This window comes from Enterococcus avium ATCC 14025, from assembly GCF_000406965.1.
In the GTDB taxonomy this organism is placed as follows: Bacteria; Bacillota; Bacilli; order Lactobacillales; family Enterococcaceae; genus Enterococcus_A; species Enterococcus_A avium.
In genome coordinates this window covers 329,624-347,626 of record NZ_KE136366.1, presented here as the reverse complement: position 1 = coordinate 347,626, position 18,003 = coordinate 329,624, and the positions used below count along the sequence as shown (strand labels likewise).

Sequence of the window (18,003 nt, the reverse complement as noted above, 5' to 3'; positions counted from 1 at the left end):
GTCACGGAGGGGCTGAATAACAAGATCAAGCTGATTAAACGAATTGCGTTTGGTTATCGCAACTTTTATAACTTTCGGGCACGGATCTATTTACAACAAGGTCTGATCTTTGAAAACTAAAAAAATATGCGGCGCACAGAACGCGCCGCATATCGGACTAAGTTTTATTCAAATTTGTCTTCACCAACACGATTTGACGAAGAGCCTTATTTTTCAGTCCTTTTTACATAAACATCGCAGGCGTAACATCTGCCATTCCAATCATCGGATCAATCGTTTGAGCGGCAATCAATTTTGGCGTCAAAATTGTCGGCTCGTCTGCTGCTAACTTTTGCTTTTCTTCTACTGCTTTAAATGGTTCTGCTTTTGGTTTTGTCGGTGCAATCTCGGTCCCCTTCATGATTCGTTCAATCAAGGTAGTTTTTCGCACCGCTGATTCTCTTACGACACAGGCTTGGAAGGCTTCTTCCTCTCCTAATAGAATCAATAAATCCTTACTTCGGGTTACCGCGGTATATAAAAGGTTCCTCTGCAACATTCGTGAATATTGCTTCACCATCGGCAAGAGTACCATTTTGAATTCGCTCCCCTGTGATTTGTGGATCGAACAACAATATGAAAGCTTGATTTTATTCCATTCAGAACGTTTATAGCTGACCTCATTACTATCAAACTGGATCACCAGTTCATCCACTTTATCTTCCGATTCTTTTGCCGGAATGATCCCAACTATAATCCCCATATCGCCATTAAATACATTCAATTCTGGATTATTGACCAGTTGCAAAACTTTATCACCAATCCGATAAACGACATCATTCCATTGGACTTCTTTTTTTCGGCCGTCATTAGGATTAAAAATTTCCTGCATCATCTTATTGATCGCATCGATTCCAGCAGGTCCGCGATACATTGGAGCTAGGACCTGCACATCTTGTGCAGTAAAGCCCTTTTTCTTCGCCCGTTCCACGACCTGCTTGATAACTTCCTCCATCTGAAAGGCATGACAAGCAATAAAGGAACGATCCTGTTGATTTTTCCGAAAGTCTTGCGGCAGTTTTCCATCTTTGATCTCATGTGCTAACGGAATGATCGATGAACCATCGCCTTGACGGTAAATATCCGTCAGCTCCATCTTTGGAATGTCTTCAATCTGTAACAAATCATGAAAAACCTGACCCGGCCCAACGGAGGGCAGCTGATCCTTATCTCCTACAAAAATCACCTGCATATTATTAGGAATTGCCTTTAACAGGGTATTCGCCAACCAAGTATCCACCATCGACATCTCATCGACAATCAACAATCCGCCATCTAGTTCTTTCGCCTCAATATCCGGTGTTTCATCATTGGCGTTCAATCCTAACAAGCGATGGATCGTACTTGCCGGTAATCCGGTCGTCTCATTCATCCGTTTTGCAGCACGGCCAGTCGGTGCCGCCAACAGAATCGGAAAAACTGCTTGTGTGTAATCTTTCGGATCTAAAGACAGATCATTCAATTCCGCGAACAATTTTACAATGCCATTAATCACTGTCGTTTTCCCTGTTCCGGGACCACCCGTCAGAATGAACAATGGCGAACGAATCGCTTCTTTGATCGCTTGATCTTGCGAATCGCCATAAGTGATCTTCAATTGCTTTTCAATAATACGCAGCTTTTTATCGATGACTTTCTGGGGATAATTGATTTCTTTTTTATGTGCCAATAAGCGTTCGATCGAAGAGGCTATTCCCCATTCACTATAAAATAACGTATTCTCATAGATTTTTGTTGCCTCTTGTTGAATTTTTTCCTCTTCAACTAACTGGATGATCATATTGGCAATTTGATCCGGAGAAATTTCTACTGGTCGTGCAGTCTCCAACAACTGCAAAACTTCTGACAATAGCTGTTGGGCTTCAACATATGTATCACCACTTTGATTCGCATCCTCATTGACTTGATGAAAAATCGCGGCACGAATTCGTTGTGGACTATCTGCCGCGATGCCCAATTGTTCAGCTAAACTATCCGCTTTTTTAAAACCAATTCCCTCAATATCCTCTACCAATTGATAGGGATTTTCGGCAATGATTTCTAAAGCCTCATTTCGGTAGGTTTGGAAAATCGCAAACGAGAGCTGGCTGCCGAAACCATAACGACTTAACCCAACAATTATCTGCTCCATGCCATGATTCTGCCGAATTGTCTCCACGATGACTTTTTGTTTCTTCACGTTCAAATTCGGAACTTTTGCCAAAACGGCAGGATTTTCCATAATTTGATCAATGGCTTCTTCACCTAAAACTTCGATGATTTTCTCCGCGGTCTTCTTACCGATTCCTGGAAATTTCTCACTAGAAAGATAATTAATTAGTCCATTGGCAGAAGTTGGATGGGCCTGCTCGTAGCTTTCAACTAGAAATTGCTTTCCATATCGAGGATGATCAACAAAATGTCCGAAAAAGCGATAGTCTTCATCTTCCTGCATATCGCCAAAACTTCCTGTAACAACAATTTCCTGTTCAAGATAATCACTGTTGGTCTCACTCACTTTAATCAATAGAACCTTATAAAAATTACTAGGATTTTGAAAAAAGATCGCCTTTAACGTTCCTACAATATAGAGCTGTTCTTCCGACATTTTGCGCCTCCTTTCTACCTTCTATAGCAACGAATCTGGTTTCGAGCCTGTACCTTCTAAAAAACTAACATCATTCCATTGGATCATTTGATAAGGCGGTTTAGCATTTTCCGCTTCTAAAATCGTCAGGCTGTTGTTAAATAAGCCGCCCATCTCTCGTAGTTCGCTCATTGGTTTTCCTGTCAGTGCTTGGATTGCTGCGGTTAATGCGGCCCCGTGACCGACAAAAAGCAATGGACCTTCCTTGGATTCAGCAACTGCTTTTTCCACTAAATCATTGATGCGTTTCAACATATCTTCAATTTTCTCTCCATCAAAAGGAGTTGGATCGTAAAGCTCCAAATGATGACGTAAATTCACCATATCTTTAGGATAGCGTTCTTCAATAACAGGAATTAATTGACCTTCCAAACTGCCTAAACCCAGCTCACGTAAATCTTCAGAACGAACAATTTCAGTTGGTTGTGCCAATTGCTTGTTAATTCCTTCAGCAGTCAGATAAGCCCGTTTCAATGTACTTGTATAAATTTTTTCAAACGGTATATCCTTTAACTCTTTGCCCAATGCTTTGATCGCTTCCAAACTTTCTGGTAACAACGGCGAATCGCCCATCATTCCTTGAAAACGTTTTTCTTGATTCCAACGAGTTTTCCCGTGACGTGTAAAATAAAGTTTCATAAAAATCCCTTTCCGAGTTCTTATTGTCTAATCTAACTTATCGTTTTCATAATGATGCGTCAATTCCAAATTTGGAAAATTTTGTTGCCGTAACGCTTCATAGACGACTAAAGCAACTGTGTTAGAAAGGTTCAAAGAACGTACATGCTCATCATTCATTGGAATGCGTAAACACTTATCCTCGTTTTTCCGCATAAATTCTTCTGGTAATCCAGTGGTTTCCTTGCCAAACATGAAAAAGTGGTCGGCGTCATCAGTGTAATCAATCTCTGAATAAGTCGCATTAGCGAATTTGGTGATCAAATGAAGGGGGCGTTCTTCAAGATGCTCTAGAAATGCTGCTAAGCTCTTATGGTAAGTAATATTAACATCATTCCAGTAATCTAAACCAGCTCGTTTTAAATGTTTGTCATCCGTAGAAAAACCTAGTGGTTCTATCAAATGCAGTGGTGAATTCGTTGCTGCACATGTTCGTGCAATGTTTCCTGTGTTTGCAGGAATCTGTGGTTCAAATAATACAATATGATTTGTCATGTTCGTTTCCTCAATCTTATAAGTAGTTATTTCAAGTATGATTTTTCGCTATATATTCTATTTGAAGTATTTATATTGTTTAGAATTAAAGTGCTCGCTGCTAACCTCAAATTACAATTCATCTATACGTCTCGAGTAACTGTGAAAAGCTGAACTCGTTGCTAAATCACAAGCAAAGAAATCATTTTTCCAAAGACCGGAAAATGAATCGATTTTCTGACAGCTATCTCAATTTCGTAAGGATGTATTTTTCAAAAAGCCGAAAAATATTTCCATCTTCGTTTCGCATGCGATTCCACTAATCGCGTTAAGGACGCGAAGTGGAACTCGCAGCTAGATAACAAGCAAAGAAATCATTTTTCCAAAGACCGGAAAAATGAAGCGATGTTCGTACGCCTATCATTCTGCTAAACTGCTCGTTAAAAGGTAATACATTCACACCTTGTATCCTTTTCGAATTCAACAAAGCTGCAAAAAGCAGAACTGACAAAAAAAACGTACCAACTCGGTGTCTAGCACGGCGAGTCGCTACGTTAGTGAAGCACTTTTCACTAACTTTTATCAGAACAGGAACCTGATAAAAACCAATGAAAAACAACTTGTTAGTACTATAACATCACGAAGTCACAAATGCAACCTTCTATTTTCAGGAATTTGAATGAAAGCGTATTCTCTAATATCCTTTTAATATTTCGATATCAATCGTAATTCGTTTCAAAGGATTATCTGCTAACTTGGCCTTTATTTCAGGTGTAACCTGCCATTCCAATGGTGACATTTCTAAAAGATCTAACCGATTTTCTTGCGGTATCTCAAACTCATAAGTCACACGTTCACGGTGATCAATTTTAAGTTCTTCTGTGAAACGTTGAATAACTGCCTCATTGGAATACTCTTCCCCATCTGGATGGTAAATCGCTCGAAGTTCCTTTAGGTAGCCAACTTGAGGAATTACTTTGACTACACAACCCTCCGGCTTCATCACTCGCTTAAATTCACTATAATGTGAAGGAGAAAAAATATTTAAGAGCGTATCAAAGGATTGATCTGCAAATGGCAAATTGGTCAAATCAGCCACACACCAAAAAGCATGTATTGCTTGATTACTTGCTAAATAAACACCTTCCTTAGCAATGTCAAAACCAATATTTACTGGATTAGCATTTACTTGATTGATTTCTTGCAAAAAACTCCCCTCACCACAGCCCACATCCAAAAGATTTCCCGGTTTTATCAAATGCGCAATTTTTTCTATCACAGGTTGATACATTCCCGATCGAATCATGCGTCCTCGCGGTTCAAACATTTCGTTGTCATATTCTGTTTTGATTTGGTGATCTAAAAAATAAAGCGTACCCTTTTTAGCTAAATCAAAGCGATGCCCGTTTAAGCAGATTAAGCTTTTTTCTATTTGATTCATTTCTTGGTGACACTTTGGACAGCGAAATAGTGCCTGCTGCTTCGCTAAAAACAGCGCGCCCCGATCAATTTTTTTAAGCATCTTTACACTTCCTTTTCGCTATCCTATCATAGCATAGTTCATCTATTCCTACTATCGTCAAGATATGCTAAACTATACGTCGTAAGTATCACCTTAAAAAAAATTAGCTCGATTTGGAGGATACAATCATGATTAAAGAATTTTGCGCTGAAAATTATACCGATATTCCTAAAGCGATCCAAGCTGGCGCTGGACGTATTGAACTATGTGATAACTTAGCAGCTGGCGGAACAACTCCAAGTATGGGAGTAATTGAAGAAGTCTTAGCTTATGCTGGGGAAAAGCATGTACCTGTCATGACTATGATTCGTCCTCGCGGCGGGAATTTTGTCTATAATGATATTGAGTTGAAAATCATGGAAAACGATTTGATTCATGCAAAGAATGCTGGGACTGATGGCGTGGTTTTCGGCTGTCTTACAGAAGATAATGAAGTTGATGAGGAAGCTTTAGAGATGCTGCTAGGCAGTAGCGAAGGGGTATTAACGACTTTTCATATGGCGTTTGATGAGCTTTCAAAAGAAGAACAATTTAAGACCATCGATTGGTTCTCACGCTTAGGTATTGATCGCATACTGACTCACGGTGGACCATTAACGTCTACTATAGAAGACAATCTGCCCCATCTAAAAGAATTGATTGATTACGCGGCTGGTCGCATTATTATTTTACCTGGCGGTGGTATCAACGCAGAAAATGCGGAAAGAATCGCTAAAACGCTGGGAGTAAATGAACTTCACGGGACAAAAATCGTATCAATTTAAAAGAGAAGTGGCTCATTTTGAGTCACTTCTCTTCTTTCGTTCCTTAATGAATTTTTCAATTCGAATAAACCAACGATTTCCCTTAAAACTCAAGCGTACTGGATAACGTCCTGTCTTATAATCTTTGATTTGGCGATGTCGATCCGGAAAAATGTTTAGTGGCAAATTTTGAAGATCAAAAAAATTGAAGGCCACATAATCTTGCGATTCCATTTTGCTTTGGGAAACTTTTTCCTTTACCTTATAAACGTATGTCACTTCATCATGATACTCTTTTGTATAAATTCCAATTAAATCATCAATTGTACTATCAAAAGAAAGCTGCTCTTTAATTAAGCGCTGAATTCCTTCTCGTTCATTCTCATTGGAAAGAAGTTCGCCTCCAGGCAAATCCCAAACAGGCACACCTTGACGCCGGACTAACAAAATCAATCCATTCCGGATAACAATGGCATAAGCTTTTTTCAAAATTTTCTCACTACTTTCAGCATATGTCTTTTACTAATCATTCAATGTCCAATAAATCGCTCCATAAAGAGACTGGCTATATTAAAATAAATCAATACACTGGTCAAATCACTCAAAGTGGTAATAAACGGACCGCTGGCAACGGCTGGATCAAAGCCTAATTTCTCCATTATCATTGGAATCCAACTCCCGGCTAGTGTCGCAACCGTAATAGCGGCCATCATCGCAGCTCCGATTACGAAACCTAAGATAAAATTGTGCTTCCAAATCCCAACAATAATAAAGATTGTCACTCCAGTTACTAAGCCTGTCACTAAGCCTGTCAAAATTTCGCCTACGACTAGTTTCCCGAAATTCTTCTCGTTATCATCAGATATCGCTAAGCGACGTACTGCGACCGCAAGTGATTGTGTACCAGCATTTCCCGCTGTCCCAGTAATCAGAGAAATGAACACCGCCAAAATACTCGCTTTACTAACCAGTGCTTCATAATGATTAATTAGTGTCGCCGTCGTCATTCCAAGAAACAGCAAAGTGATTAACCATGGCAACCTTCTAGAGGCTGCCTTAACAGGATTTTCATCCACCTCTTCGACATTGACCCCGGCCAAACCAGAGTAGTCACTGGCTGCCTCGTCATCAATTACGTCAATAATATCATCAACCGTTACAATTCCCAATAAATGATCATCATAGTCTGTTACAGGCAAAGCAAGAAAGTCATAGTCACGAAATGTTTGAGCGACATCTTCTTGGTCATCGCCGACATGAACGGAAATCACCCGCTCGCTCATAACATCAGAAACCATTGTATCGTCTTCATTTACAATCAAATCACGCAACGAAATAACCCCAACCAGCTGATTATCATCATTCACTACATAAGTATAATAGATTGTCTCAGCGATTTGGGCTTCTTTTTTCAAAACATACATAGCTGAACGCATCGTTTGATTCGCGACAATTGAGACAAATTCAGTCGTCATCAATGATCCAGCTGTGTCATCTTCATAATGGAGCAGTTCACGAATCTCATTCGCATGCTCAGAATCCATTAGACTTAGATACTTCGCTACTGTTTTCTTATCTAGCTCATTCAGTAAATCCACTGCGTTATCAGTGTACATTTCAGCTAGCATATCAGCAGCATATTGGGGCCGCATCTCATTTAGGTATTCATCCATATGCTCATCATCTTCTTCAATGACATCAAACATATCTGCTAATTCTTTGGGTGATAGATACGAATAAACGAGTTGACGTTCCTCTTCACTTAGAGATTGATAAAATTGCCCTTGATCATAAAAATGCATTTCCAGAAAATGATCACGAAAAGCCTGCAAATCATTCTGATCCAGCTCCTCCCGTAATTGTTGGAAATGTACTTCTAATTCTTCTTGGTTTTCATCCATCAATCTCACCTACCTCGTTTTTAATGAATTATTTTTTTCTATGAAAAAAATAGTTCGATTCTCGTTTCGGATACCATTCTGCTAGACTGCTTTTATTGTATTACTACTTTTACTTTTTGTTTTTTTACTCATACGTTAATTACTGCTTAAAGCAGAACTGGCAACCTACCTCGTTTTTAATGAATTATTTTTTTCTATGAAAAAAATAGTTCGATTCTCGTTTCGGATACTAAAATGTTTGTACTATATTACTACTTTTACTTTTTTCACACATGCATTACCTATCTTGTTTTAATAATTGCTTCTGTTTAAATCGTTTTGGCTATTGTCGCCATATCTTCGGCTAATGGCAGCGTAAAAGAAAGCTGTTCTCTTTTGAAAGGATGAGGAAACGTTAAGGAATAGCAGTGAAGAGCCTGTCGATCGATTCCTTGATCCAGAGCACCGTCATATAGCTCATCACCCAACAAAGGACAGCCAATCGCTGAAAAATGTACTCGAATTTGATGCGTACGTCCTGTATGTAATTGAACGTCAACTAATGCACAGTGCCGATTTCTTTTTTTCAGCCAGTATTCCGTTTCAGCTTTTTGTCCTGTTTCGATCACCTGCCGTCTCAATAAAGAAGATAAGTCACGACCGATCGGTAAGGAAATATTTCCATGTTCTTCTAAAGCATATACGTCACCTGAGACCAATGCTTGATATTTTTTGACAAATTTCTTTTGCTGCAGGCTTTGGTCTAGCTTAGCATGTGCAAATCCATGCTTGGCAAAAAGCATCAGTCCGGAAGTATCACGATCTAAGCGGGTAACAACATGTACTACTTGGTCAGCGTATCCTTGAGCCACATAATAAGCTTTGACTCGGTTAGCCATTGTTCCTCGAGGATGATACTGCGCTGGAATCGATGCAATTCCCGCTGGTTTATTTACAACTAGCAAATGCTCATCTTCAAAAATAATTTCAATTGGTACATCATCTGCCAATAACGTTTCATGCGCTTCCTCGTCCGGAATCACAACAGTTACAATATCATGGGTTTTTAAAGAAAACAAGACGTTTTGTTCCGTATCATTCACTAAAATTTTTCCACCCTGAAATTTAATTTTCGCTAATAACTTTTTTGAGATTCCTTGACGTTTCAAGAAAGTGCGTACAAGTGATTCAGTTGATTCTTGATAAATCCATTTAAATTCCACAAAATTAATCCTCTCGAATAAAGGCATCCTTTACTCGATGCCAAAAATGCATATGCCGATATGAAGCAAAATGAATGCGTTCTTCGGCGATTTTATACTTGATTGATGTAATACCTTTACGATTGATATCCAACTGATCAATTGTGATTAGATGCTGCTCATTACTTTTCAGTCGGACATCGATCCATTCATGGGAACCAATGATACTAGGTGAGCCTAATGTCCGGAAAACACGATTATTCAATGAAGCTATTTCTGCTAACTGCATCGCATTGATACTAGGATGAACCACTGCACCACCGACACTTTTATTATAGGCCGTTGAACCAGTTGGTGTGGAGATTGCTAATCCGTCGCCTCGAAAGCGCTCAAATAGTTCTTCTTTTATATAAACATCCGCTACCATCGTACGGCTTCCCTTACGAATGGTTGACTCATTTAATGCCAAAAAATGTTTTTGTTCCCCATCTGTTGTCGTCAAAAGAACATCCAACAATGGATAACTAACACTCTTACCTTGTTCGCAACTTAAACTATTAACTAATTCAGGCAGCTCATAATCTCGCCAATCCGTATAAAACCCTAAATGCCCTGTATGGACTCCTAAAAAACGGACTTCGTTTAGTCGATGATTGTAACGATGAAAAGCCGACAAAAGGGTCCCATCCCCACCAATCGTAATCACCAATTCCGGATCACGATCCACGACCTCTAGATCATCCTTATCTGCCAACAACCCGCGCAGGCGCTGCAACACTCGAATCGATTTTTCTTCTTGATTATGGATGATTCCGATCCTTAACCCCATGCTGTCCCACTTCCTTTTTCTGTTCCTTACGATTAAATACATGCTGCGCTTCTTGAATCTCGTCCCGAATACTGGACATTTCTTCATCTAATTGATAGGCTGCTTCGGCTGCACGAAACAATCGTTTTTGAATATCTTCTGGTATTTGACCTTTGTATTTGTAATTCATTGAATGTTCTATAGTGGCCCAAAAGTTCATTGATAAGGTTCTGATTTGAATCTCAGCAAGTAACTTCTTCTCTCCTTCTAACATCTGAACCGGATACTCAATGACCAAATGATAGGAACGATACCCACTAGCTTTCCGATTCGTGATATAATCTCGCTCTTGAATAATCTTCATGTCATTACGACGCCGCAAAATATCTACCACTAGAGGAATATCCTCTACGAACTGGCACATGATACGCATTCCTGCCATATCAGACATCTCTTCTTCTAAACGATCTAGCGGAATTCCTCGAAGCTCCGCCTTATTAAGAATACTCTCTACCGGCTTCACACGTCCCGTCACAAATTCAATCGGTACATGATCTCCGCTCGTGCGATATTGTTTGCGTAATCCGCGTAATTTTATTTTTAATTCAGCTACTGCTAATTCATAGGGCGCAAGAAATGTTTCCCAATCTCTCTCCATCGCAAATCCCCCGCTTCATTTTCCATTCCTACTTATCTTATCATAAACCTTCATTAGAAAAAATTGTCACATTTTTCTCCTATGCCAAATATTACAAAATACTAACATTTTCATGGAATTAGTTCTAATCGTTTGACTATTTAGGTTATTCTATGTGAGGATGTTTTATAATAGGATTTTTTTAGGATCAGAGGTAAAATAAGAGTGAGCAAAGAAATTGAAATCGAATTCAAGAGTATGTTAACACAAAATGGCTATGAAAAATTGTTACACTACTATAATGTTACGAATAAACAATTCGTAATTCAAACGAATCTCTATTTCGACACTGCTGATTTTCAATTAAAACAGCGAGGGATGGGATTAAGAATTCGATACTTCTCCGATACAGCTGAAGCCACTTTGAAAATTCCGCAAACAGTCGGATTATTAGAAGTTACTGACCGTTTATCGCTGGATGAAGTAGAACAAGCCATCAATAAAGATCAGTTCACCCCACAAGCAACAGAGATTTTGGGGCAGCTACGAACATTCAATATTTCATTATCAGACTTGCACCTAATTGGGAAGTTAATCACAAAACGAGCTGAGTTCACGATCCCTGAAGGAAAACTAGCATTGGATGAAAGTTGGTACAGTGATTATCACGATTTTGAATTAGAGTTGGAAGTGCCTGATTACAATTTTAATGAGGGGGATTTTAAGCAACTACTTAACAAGTTCGAACTCCCTTATCGCAAAACAAAAAATAAAATTGCTCGAGCTGTGAGTGCGCAGCAAGAAAAAATTTAGAAATGGAGGGGATCTAGTGATCGAGATTTATTTATTTGTTAATCCAATTGGGAAAAGATGTTTATCGATTGAACGGCGGATTATCAACTTGATCAATCAGTATGATATGAAAATTCAATTACGCATGATTCCTATTATGAATTTGAAAACAGTCTCGGAATTCATGCAACGTATCGGCGCCTCTGAAAAAGATATCCAATTGCGGACCGAACTTTCTCAAGAGATTCACTCTGCTGCATTAGACGTCAAAGCTGCCCACCTTCAAGGAAAAAAGCGTGGACGCGACTTTTTAGTTGAGTTACAAAAAGCAGTAGGCGAACAAAATCAACCTTATTCTAAAAAAATGGCGATCCAACTGTTCACTAAAGTTGGCGGTGACTTAGAAATGTTTCTAGAAGATCGTCATTCGGCTTTTGTCCAAGAAGCTTTTTTGACCGATCAGCAAATTGCCCATGAAATGCAGATCACCTGTCATCCCTCGGCGGTCATTTATAATTACGGCAGCGATAGCGATGCGGGCATCAGAATCGAAGGTTGTGATACGATCCACCATATTTTAGATACATATAGCACGAAAGAATCATTAATCGCGTTCTTAGAATCACAAAGCAAAGACAGACCAATCAGACAATCAGATATTGATAATCATTTATCGCTAATTTAATAGAAAAGGGTCATTGCCGCTTGGCAATGACCCTATTTTTTGATCTGAACCGCATTATTTTTAGTGAAAATGTAGTTCTTCTGCTGCTTGGTTAGATAGAGATCAATCTTTTCCTGACGCAGCTTTTTAATACCAACATTGAAGCCCACACCCTCGTTATCCTTGATACAGTAAACGCCGCCTGGAATATTTTCAAAACGAGCTCGTCCAGCTTCATCTGTCACTGTGACTAGTGGAATACCTTGTCTTTGGACTGGTCGTTTTCCATTCTTCGTGTACATCGCAAATTCTCGTCCAGCTAATACATTTCCTGCCACGTCTGTATGAAGAAGATTCAAATTGAACCGTCGTTTTCTCAAAAGATACGCATGGATCACACGATACATGCCAATAAGTAGTATCAAAATGGTGAGTCCAACGCCAACCAAAACCAGTATTTGTTTCAATTTTCGCGAGTCATCTGCCTTTTCGATCGCTTTTGCCATTTTTTCTGTATAGGGCACTCGATGGCCCGTTACTAGCAATCGATGACTATTGATCATATAGGGCGTACAAGTCAATAAAGTCACGATATCGCGTCCAGGTTCAATATTAATCACGGATGTATCCTTTGGTTCAACGATATCGATTTTATCTACTTCATAGGCCAGCTTTTCCTCGAACAATGTGATGACGAAAACCTCACCTATCTTCACGTCTTCTAAATCAGTAAATAGTTTTTTCTCAGGCAATCCGCTATGTGCAGAAATAACTGAATGCGTATTAATCCCACCAGTCGGAAATGAGGTTCCCTGCAAAACAGTGGCCCCTTCTTGCAACAGCTTTTCATTGGTTGTGTCGAACAAAGGCAAAGTGATTTCAATCGCAGGAATACTAACGGCTCCAATCAAATGCTCACGAATATATTCATCACTAACGATTTTCCGTTCATTACTATTTGTAAATTTAGGAGCCTTAGGTACAAGACCATTCTTCTTTAGCTCCTCATTGCGTTTTTTCATCCGCTCTTTAGCCTTGCGCACTTGTTCCTTGTTCTGTTCTTTGTTTTGCCGCTGAACTTCTTCCATTCGTTTTTGGTCAATAAAGTCATTGACTGCGTTGATATAAAATGGATACATCATCACAAGTACCCCGACCAAAAAGACTATAATCATAAAAATCTTGCTAATCAATTGCCTTCTGGCACTTTTCGGCTTAGGTGATTGCTTCACGTTAGTTCACCTTCTTACTTTCAATAATAAAGTGTTTAATTTTCTGCTTGATGTTCTTATATCCGCGACGTTTAAGAATTTTGAACTTACGATCTTTTAATCGCCAAATCTTCCCTTTTACACTCAATCCATTTTCCGTTTCTACACGATAAACACCGCCTGGAATATTTTTGAATTCGATTTTCCCGAATCGGTCACTGATTGTATGGATAAGCTTGCCATTTATGCGAACAACATCCCGTTTTTGCGTAAGCAATGCACGTACTCCTGGCAAAGGCTCGCCATTCTCATATAGATAGAAGACAAAAGTGTAATTGCGTTTCTTCGATTGATAAAGGATAATTTTGCGCCAAACAAAGTATCCGAAAAGCAGTGAGAAGAAGGCACAACCCGCAATCAAATAGTACACACGCCGACGATGGTATTTTTCAGTTTCCTTGATTTTTTTCGCTGCCTCAACCGGATAGGCAATTCGATGTCCCGTAACTAGTAAGCGATGACTGTTTACTCCATAGGGGGTACAGGTCAACAACGTCACCAAATCTCGATCCAATTCAATTTTAAGCGCATCAAACTTATCAGGTTTTACGATTTTAATACGATCAACCTGATAAGCTAATTTTTTTCCTTCTATATGTAAGAAAAACTTGTCCTTCTTTTTCAGTAACTCTAGGTCAGTAAAAAGCTTCTTTTCAGGCAAACCAGTATGCCCTGTGATTACCGAATGCGTACCCTTTCCTCCAACTGGAAAGGAGGTTCCTTGCAGAACCGTCGCTCCCTTATCTAGCAAAAAATCATTCGTTTCATCATAAACTGGCAGACTCACATTTATTTTGGGAATGTACACTGCACCAATCATATGTTCTTCGTAATATTCCTTTTTCGGACTCTTGGTTCCTTCTAAGGAAGATTCAAAAGGATCCTCAAAACTTCCTGCTCCTGGAATGATCGTCTTTAATTTTTTATTTTCTTTTTCAAGCTTCGTCAGCCGTTTTTTCTTTTCAGCCTCCGAACGTGCCTCCATTTTATCCTGAACTTCTTCAAGCCGTTGTTGGTCCACATAATTATTGATCGAATCAACGACGAAGGGATACATAAAAATTAGAAAACCAACTATAAACATGACCGCAATTGATAACTTTAAAAGCAGATCAATCTTGTCCCTTTTATTCGGTTTACTCATTAGAACTCCACCCCCTCTACTTATGCTAATTCTCGCATAATAATTATCAAAAGAGAAATTCCATTTGTATAATTTCTTTCAAATATTTGAATATAACGGTCTATTTATTAAGAATTCAATTACGAAACCTTGTCCTATTCACTTTTTTTCAAGCCTAATTTTCTATTATTTAGTGTTTATAAAAAAGTTATAGAATAGCAATCTTTAATAAAAATAAATATATTTTCGGATAACAATGAACCAAAAGCAGCAATCGTTCAAAATTTCCTTCATAACTAGCGAGTCTCTTAAGTCGGCTATCTTGCTATGTAACTCTCGGCTTCAAATAAAACGTCAAAAAAGCAGGAGCTTCATTCCACTCCTGCTTCATCATTAATTAATTTTTCAACACTTCAACAAGCTCTTCCAACTCATCCAACCTTTGAGCAAAGATTTCCATCGCGTCTTCGATATAGGTTGGCTGGGTCATATCAACACCGGCTTTTTTCATCACCTCGATCGGATAATCACTACTACCCGATTTTAAGTAGGTCAAATATTTCTCTAACGCGTCTGGTTCAGCCTCAACAATACGTTTTGCTAAAGCACTCGCTGCCGAGAAGCCAGTCGCATACTGATAGACATAATAATTATAGTAGAAATGCGGGATTCTTGACCATTCATCCTTGATTTCTTCGTCGTTAACAACGATTGGTCCATAGTATTTCATATTCAATTCACCATAGAATTTGCTTAGATGTTCGCTGGTCAATGGATGGCCAGCCGCATCTTCAGTATGAATAAAGTGTTCAAACTCCGCAAATTGTGTTTGACGGAAAATGGTTCCCTTAAATCCATCTAAATAATGGTTAATGATATAGGCACGAATTTTTGGATCCTTTTCTGTTTCTAATAGATAACTAGTTAAAAGATTTTCGTTGGTTGTTGAAGCAATCTCTGCTAAAAAGATCGAGTAATCGCCGTAAACATAAGGCTGCGTATGACGGGTGAAATAACTATGGACACTGTGCCCCATCTCATGAACTAATGTATAAAGCTCATCTAGCCGATCATGCCAGTTCAAAAGAATATACGGTTGCGTATCATAAGCACCAGAAGAATACGCACCACTGCGTTTACCTTGATTTTCAACCACATCGATCCAGCGCTCAGCAAAAGCCTTCTTCACAACTTCTAGATATTCTTCACCTAATGGCTTTAAGGCTTCAAGTGCCTTAGCCTGTGCTTCTTCGTAACTAAACTTGACTGGCGCTTCTGCTAAAAGCGGTGTATATAAATCATACATATGCAGCTCATCTAATCCTAGTAGCTCTTTCCGTAATTCAACATATCGATGCAATAGCGGCAAATACTGATTAACCACCAAAGTCAATGTTTCATATACATCTTCTGGAATATGATTTCCACTTAACGCCGCTTCACGAGCAGAGCCGTATCCACGGACCTTAGCCTTGTAGTTATGCCCTTTGACATGTGTGCTCAAGGTTGAAGCAAAGGTGTTACGAAATTGATGATAAACAGAATATAAGGATTTAAATGCTTGTTCACGAACATTTCGGTTCGTACTTTCTAATAATTGACCATAAACCCCATGTGTTAATTGAACATCTTCACCCTCGTCATTTTTCACAACTGGGAATTTCAGATCCGCATTGTTCATAACAGAAAATGTATCCGCAGAACTACCAAAAATCTCACTAGCACCAGCTAACAGCGCCTCTTGTTCAGCTGGTAAAATGTGTGCCCTCTCAGAAATGATCTGCTCAACAAAATGGCGATACAGCTCTAATTTGGATTCCTTCTCAAAAAAGGCCCAAATTTCTTGGTCTGATAGCTCCAGCATTTCTGGCTCAAACCAGCTGACTGCTTCACTAACCTGTGCAATTAAGCTAGAAGCCCGTGCATATAATGCTTGATTTGTTGTATTTGCAGTATCTTCATCATTTTTTAGATGTGCATATACATAAATGACCTCCGCCTTGCGATAAATATCTAAAACATATTCAATCGCTGTTAAAAATTCCGTTGCACCTTGAGCCAAAGTTCCCTTAATCTTATCAACTTCGGATAGCTCCTCTGATAAGGCTTGGAATTTCTCCTCAAAAGCAGCATCATCTGCAAAAATTTTCGTTAAGTCCCAAGTCAGCTCAATAGGAACTTCTTGGCGTTTGGGCAATTGTTTTGCTTCACTCATAAAAACACTCCTAACTGGTTAAGATACTTTTTCACTTAGAAAAGTGATAGAATAACTATTTATCATCATCAATAGTACCACAATTTAGAAAAAAGTAATTTTTAAAAGTAGTTAGACTGGTGAAACTTTAGCCTTTCTTTGACAAAAGATCGCCTCAAGATAGAGTCGTTCTAATATCTCCCGCTGATCAATTCGATAAAATGCCCAGTCTTTATGATTTTCCTGACGATAATCCAAAAATTTCTCAAAAATCAAAGAAGCATTTTTCGCTTCTTTTTGGAATAAATAGCGAAATACTAGAAGATCCTCTTGATAAAAAAAGAAATAGCGACTAGGAAAATATAGCCATTCTGGCAAATACAAAAGATGTCTCCGTTCCTGATAAAAAAAATGTTGTAGGCCTCGAATTCGCGGGTTGCTTTGAACCAATTTCAGGCTCAATATTTTTTTCTGTTCATTCACACTTTCTATAGTAGGAACAAGCTGCGGTGGTCGTTTGTTGACCGATGAATGAAAAATTTCTTTTAAGGGTTTTGAATTAGCAGGCCAATGCTCTTCACAATACACGAAGCCGTCAATCTCATGAATGTGGTAAAGCAATCGAATCCCCTGCTCCTCAATCAGCCATAAATGCAGTCCTTTGTCTTTGTCAAAGGAACAAAACTGTTTTTGCAGATGTGTGAATTTTTCTTTGGGCCATAGCGGTTTGCCAAGCAGCCACCAGTCTCGGTAGCTTTTTTGAGCATAGCCATCAATCCGTTCTTGCAAGCGAACACTTTTCAATGAGGAACACTGGATTTCTACTGCTAAGTGCTCATGTAATAAATCGGGACGTTGCGGTAAATCAGGTAATGGTTGCTCCATTTGCCAGGCTTCTTCGAAACGATTCCCCCATGTATAAAATAGCTGCTTCAATCGCAGATGCTCCGGTGTTTCCCCTTCACTTAACCCATAGCATTCTGTATTCTGACTATGTGCAAAGTGAGGAATCTTGATTTTTCCTGCTTTACGAATTAATTCCTCACCGCAGTCTGGACAAAAAAACTGCTGTTGATTATCGCTTTCAACTGCACTGATCATTTCTTTTTCCTTAGTGTAAGCAAACAACATTCTTCTCACCTCAAAAAAAGATACGCAATTAGAAACAGAAAGATTTTCAAATTTCAGCAAGCTAAAAAAAATACCACCATTCGAATGAACAGTGGTACTTGAACTATTTAATTAGGTTCTATAATATTTTGTGTTGGTGGAAAATCGAAGGCGATTTTCTACTAACACTTTTTTCTTCGTTTCAACTCAAAAAGAGACTCACTTTTGGTAAAATTTAGT

Annotated in this window: 17 protein-coding genes; 4 read left to right on the top strand and 13 right to left on the bottom strand. The window is 38.9% G+C overall.

The window, feature by feature from the left end:
- Positions 1-120 (top strand): ISL3 family transposase (locus OMU_RS23030; RefSeq protein ID WP_016179795.1); only part of this gene is annotated, 120 nt, incomplete at its 5' end.
- 103 nt (positions 121-223) lie between these two features.
- Here the strand turns inward: OMU_RS23030 and recD2 are convergent.
- From recD2 to OMU_RS19130, 4 genes are all read right to left on the bottom strand, one after another.
- Positions 224-2,626 carry an SF1B family DNA helicase RecD2 gene (gene recD2 / locus OMU_RS19145; protein WP_016181514.1) on the bottom strand — a complete coding sequence of 801 codons (2,403 nt, stop codon included), beginning with the start codon at positions 2,624-2,626 and terminating at the stop codon, positions 224-226.
- A gap of 21 nt (positions 2,627-2,647) precedes the next feature.
- Positions 2,648-3,304 carry a histidine phosphatase family protein gene (locus tag OMU_RS19140; RefSeq protein ID WP_016181513.1) on the bottom strand — a complete coding sequence of 219 codons (657 nt, stop codon included), beginning with the start codon at positions 3,302-3,304 and terminating at the stop codon, positions 2,648-2,650.
- Positions 3,305-3,331: 27 nt separating this feature from the next.
- Positions 3,332-3,838, bottom strand: coding sequence for a tRNA (uridine(34)/cytosine(34)/5-carboxymethylaminomethyluridine(34)-2'-O)-methyltransferase TrmL (gene trmL / locus OMU_RS19135; protein WP_016181512.1), 507 nt, complete (start codon positions 3,836-3,838; stop codon positions 3,332-3,334).
- Positions 3,839-4,511: 673 nt separating this feature from the next.
- Positions 4,512-5,339 (bottom strand): methyltransferase domain-containing protein, encoded by an 828-nt coding sequence (locus tag OMU_RS19130; RefSeq protein ID WP_016181511.1) that lies wholly within the window; start codon positions 5,337-5,339, stop codon positions 4,512-4,514.
- Between the two features lie 128 nt (positions 5,340-5,467).
- On the opposite strand from OMU_RS19130, the gene OMU_RS19125 reads away from it, so the two are divergent.
- On the top strand, positions 5,468-6,103 hold the full coding sequence (locus tag OMU_RS19125; protein WP_016181510.1) for a copper homeostasis protein CutC: 636 nt from the start codon (positions 5,468-5,470) through the stop codon (positions 6,101-6,103).
- Between the two features lie 12 nt (positions 6,104-6,115).
- On the opposite strand, the gene OMU_RS19120 is transcribed toward OMU_RS19125, so the two are convergent.
- The 5 genes from OMU_RS19120 to yjbM all read right to left on the bottom strand — a co-directional run bounded on the left by OMU_RS19120 (position 6,116) and on the right by yjbM (position 10,630).
- On the bottom strand, positions 6,116-6,571 hold the full coding sequence (locus OMU_RS19120; RefSeq protein ID WP_016181509.1) for an NUDIX hydrolase: 456 nt from the start codon (positions 6,569-6,571) through the stop codon (positions 6,116-6,118).
- Between the two features lie 41 nt (positions 6,572-6,612).
- Positions 6,613-7,983: a magnesium transporter gene (gene mgtE, locus OMU_RS19115; RefSeq protein WP_016181508.1), complete on the bottom strand. Its 1,371-nt coding sequence runs from the start codon at positions 7,981-7,983 to the stop codon at positions 6,613-6,615.
- Between the two features lie 308 nt (positions 7,984-8,291).
- Entirely contained in the window at positions 8,292-9,185 is an 894-nt protein-coding gene (locus OMU_RS19110; RefSeq protein ID WP_016181507.1) for an RluA family pseudouridine synthase, read from the bottom strand.
- 4 nt (positions 9,186-9,189) lie between these two features.
- Positions 9,190-9,993 carry an NAD kinase gene (locus OMU_RS19105; protein ID WP_016181506.1) on the bottom strand — a complete coding sequence of 268 codons (804 nt, stop codon included), beginning with the start codon at positions 9,991-9,993 and terminating at the stop codon, positions 9,190-9,192.
- Positions 9,965-10,630, bottom strand: a complete 666-nt coding sequence (gene yjbM, locus OMU_RS19100; protein WP_016181505.1) for a GTP diphosphokinase — start codon at positions 10,628-10,630, stop codon at positions 9,965-9,967. Before yjbM ends, OMU_RS19105 begins: the two co-directional genes overlap by 29 nt.
- A gap of 204 nt (positions 10,631-10,834) precedes the next feature.
- On the opposite strand from yjbM, the gene OMU_RS19095 reads away from it, so the two are divergent.
- The gene (locus tag OMU_RS19095; RefSeq protein WP_016181504.1) at positions 10,835-11,422 is read left to right on the top strand and encodes a CYTH domain-containing protein; all 588 of its coding nucleotides are present in this window, start codon (positions 10,835-10,837) and stop codon (positions 11,420-11,422) included.
- Positions 11,423-11,438: 16 nt separating this feature from the next.
- Positions 11,439-12,086: a DsbA family protein gene (locus tag OMU_RS19090; RefSeq protein ID WP_016181503.1), complete on the top strand. Its 648-nt coding sequence runs from the start codon at positions 11,439-11,441 to the stop codon at positions 12,084-12,086.
- Between the two features lie 32 nt (positions 12,087-12,118).
- On the opposite strand, the gene OMU_RS19085 is transcribed toward OMU_RS19090, so the two are convergent.
- The 4 genes from OMU_RS19085 to OMU_RS19070 form a co-directional block, all read right to left on the bottom strand.
- On the bottom strand, positions 12,119-13,240 hold the full coding sequence (locus OMU_RS19085) for a class C sortase (RefSeq protein WP_070503625.1): 1,122 nt from the start codon (positions 13,238-13,240) through the stop codon (positions 12,119-12,121).
- Positions 13,241-13,298: 58 nt separating this feature from the next.
- Entirely contained in the window at positions 13,299-14,480 is a 1,182-nt protein-coding gene (locus OMU_RS19080) for a class C sortase (RefSeq protein ID WP_016181501.1), read from the bottom strand.
- 376 nt (positions 14,481-14,856) lie between these two features.
- Positions 14,857-16,674 carry an oligoendopeptidase F gene (gene pepF, locus OMU_RS19075; RefSeq protein ID WP_016181500.1) on the bottom strand — a complete coding sequence of 606 codons (1,818 nt, stop codon included), beginning with the start codon at positions 16,672-16,674 and terminating at the stop codon, positions 14,857-14,859.
- Positions 16,675-16,785: 111 nt separating this feature from the next.
- Positions 16,786-17,784, bottom strand: a complete 999-nt coding sequence (locus OMU_RS19070; RefSeq protein WP_016181499.1) for a competence protein CoiA — start codon at positions 17,782-17,784, stop codon at positions 16,786-16,788.
- Positions 17,785-18,003: the final 219 nt, after the last annotated feature.

Bases quoted from the DNA above. Each gene is read 5' to 3' on its own strand.
- OMU_RS19080 (WP_016181501.1), bottom strand. From the start codon at position 14,480: ATGAGTAAACCGAATAAAAGGGACAAGATTGATCTGCTTTTAAAGTTA.
- OMU_RS19140 (WP_016181513.1), bottom strand. From the start codon at position 3,304: ATGAAACTTTATTTTACACGTCACGGGAAAACTCGTTGGAATCAAGAA.
- pepF (WP_016181500.1), bottom strand. From the start codon at position 16,674: ATGAGTGAAGCAAAACAATTGCCCAAACGCCAAGAAGTTCCTATTGAG.
- OMU_RS19070 (WP_016181499.1), bottom strand. From the start codon at position 17,784: ATGTTGTTTGCTTACACTAAGGAAAAAGAAATGATCAGTGCAGTTGAA.
- trmL (WP_016181512.1), bottom strand. From the start codon at position 3,838: ATGACAAATCATATTGTATTATTTGAACCACAGATTCCTGCAAACACA.
- OMU_RS19125 (WP_016181510.1), top strand. From the start codon at position 5,468: ATGATTAAAGAATTTTGCGCTGAAAATTATACCGATATTCCTAAAGCG.
- yjbM (WP_016181505.1), bottom strand. From the start codon at position 10,630: ATGGAGAGAGATTGGGAAACATTTCTTGCGCCCTATGAATTAGCAGTA.
- OMU_RS19085 (WP_070503625.1), bottom strand. From the start codon at position 13,240: ATGATTATAGTCTTTTTGGTCGGGGTACTTGTGATGATGTATCCATTT.
- recD2 (WP_016181514.1), bottom strand. From the start codon at position 2,626: ATGTCGGAAGAACAGCTCTATATTGTAGGAACGTTAAAGGCGATCTTT.
- OMU_RS19130 (WP_016181511.1), bottom strand. From the start codon at position 5,339: ATGCTTAAAAAAATTGATCGGGGCGCGCTGTTTTTAGCGAAGCAGCAG.
- mgtE (WP_016181508.1), bottom strand. From the start codon at position 7,983: ATGGATGAAAACCAAGAAGAATTAGAAGTACATTTCCAACAATTACGG.
- OMU_RS19105 (WP_016181506.1), bottom strand. From the start codon at position 9,993: ATGGGGTTAAGGATCGGAATCATCCATAATCAAGAAGAAAAATCGATT.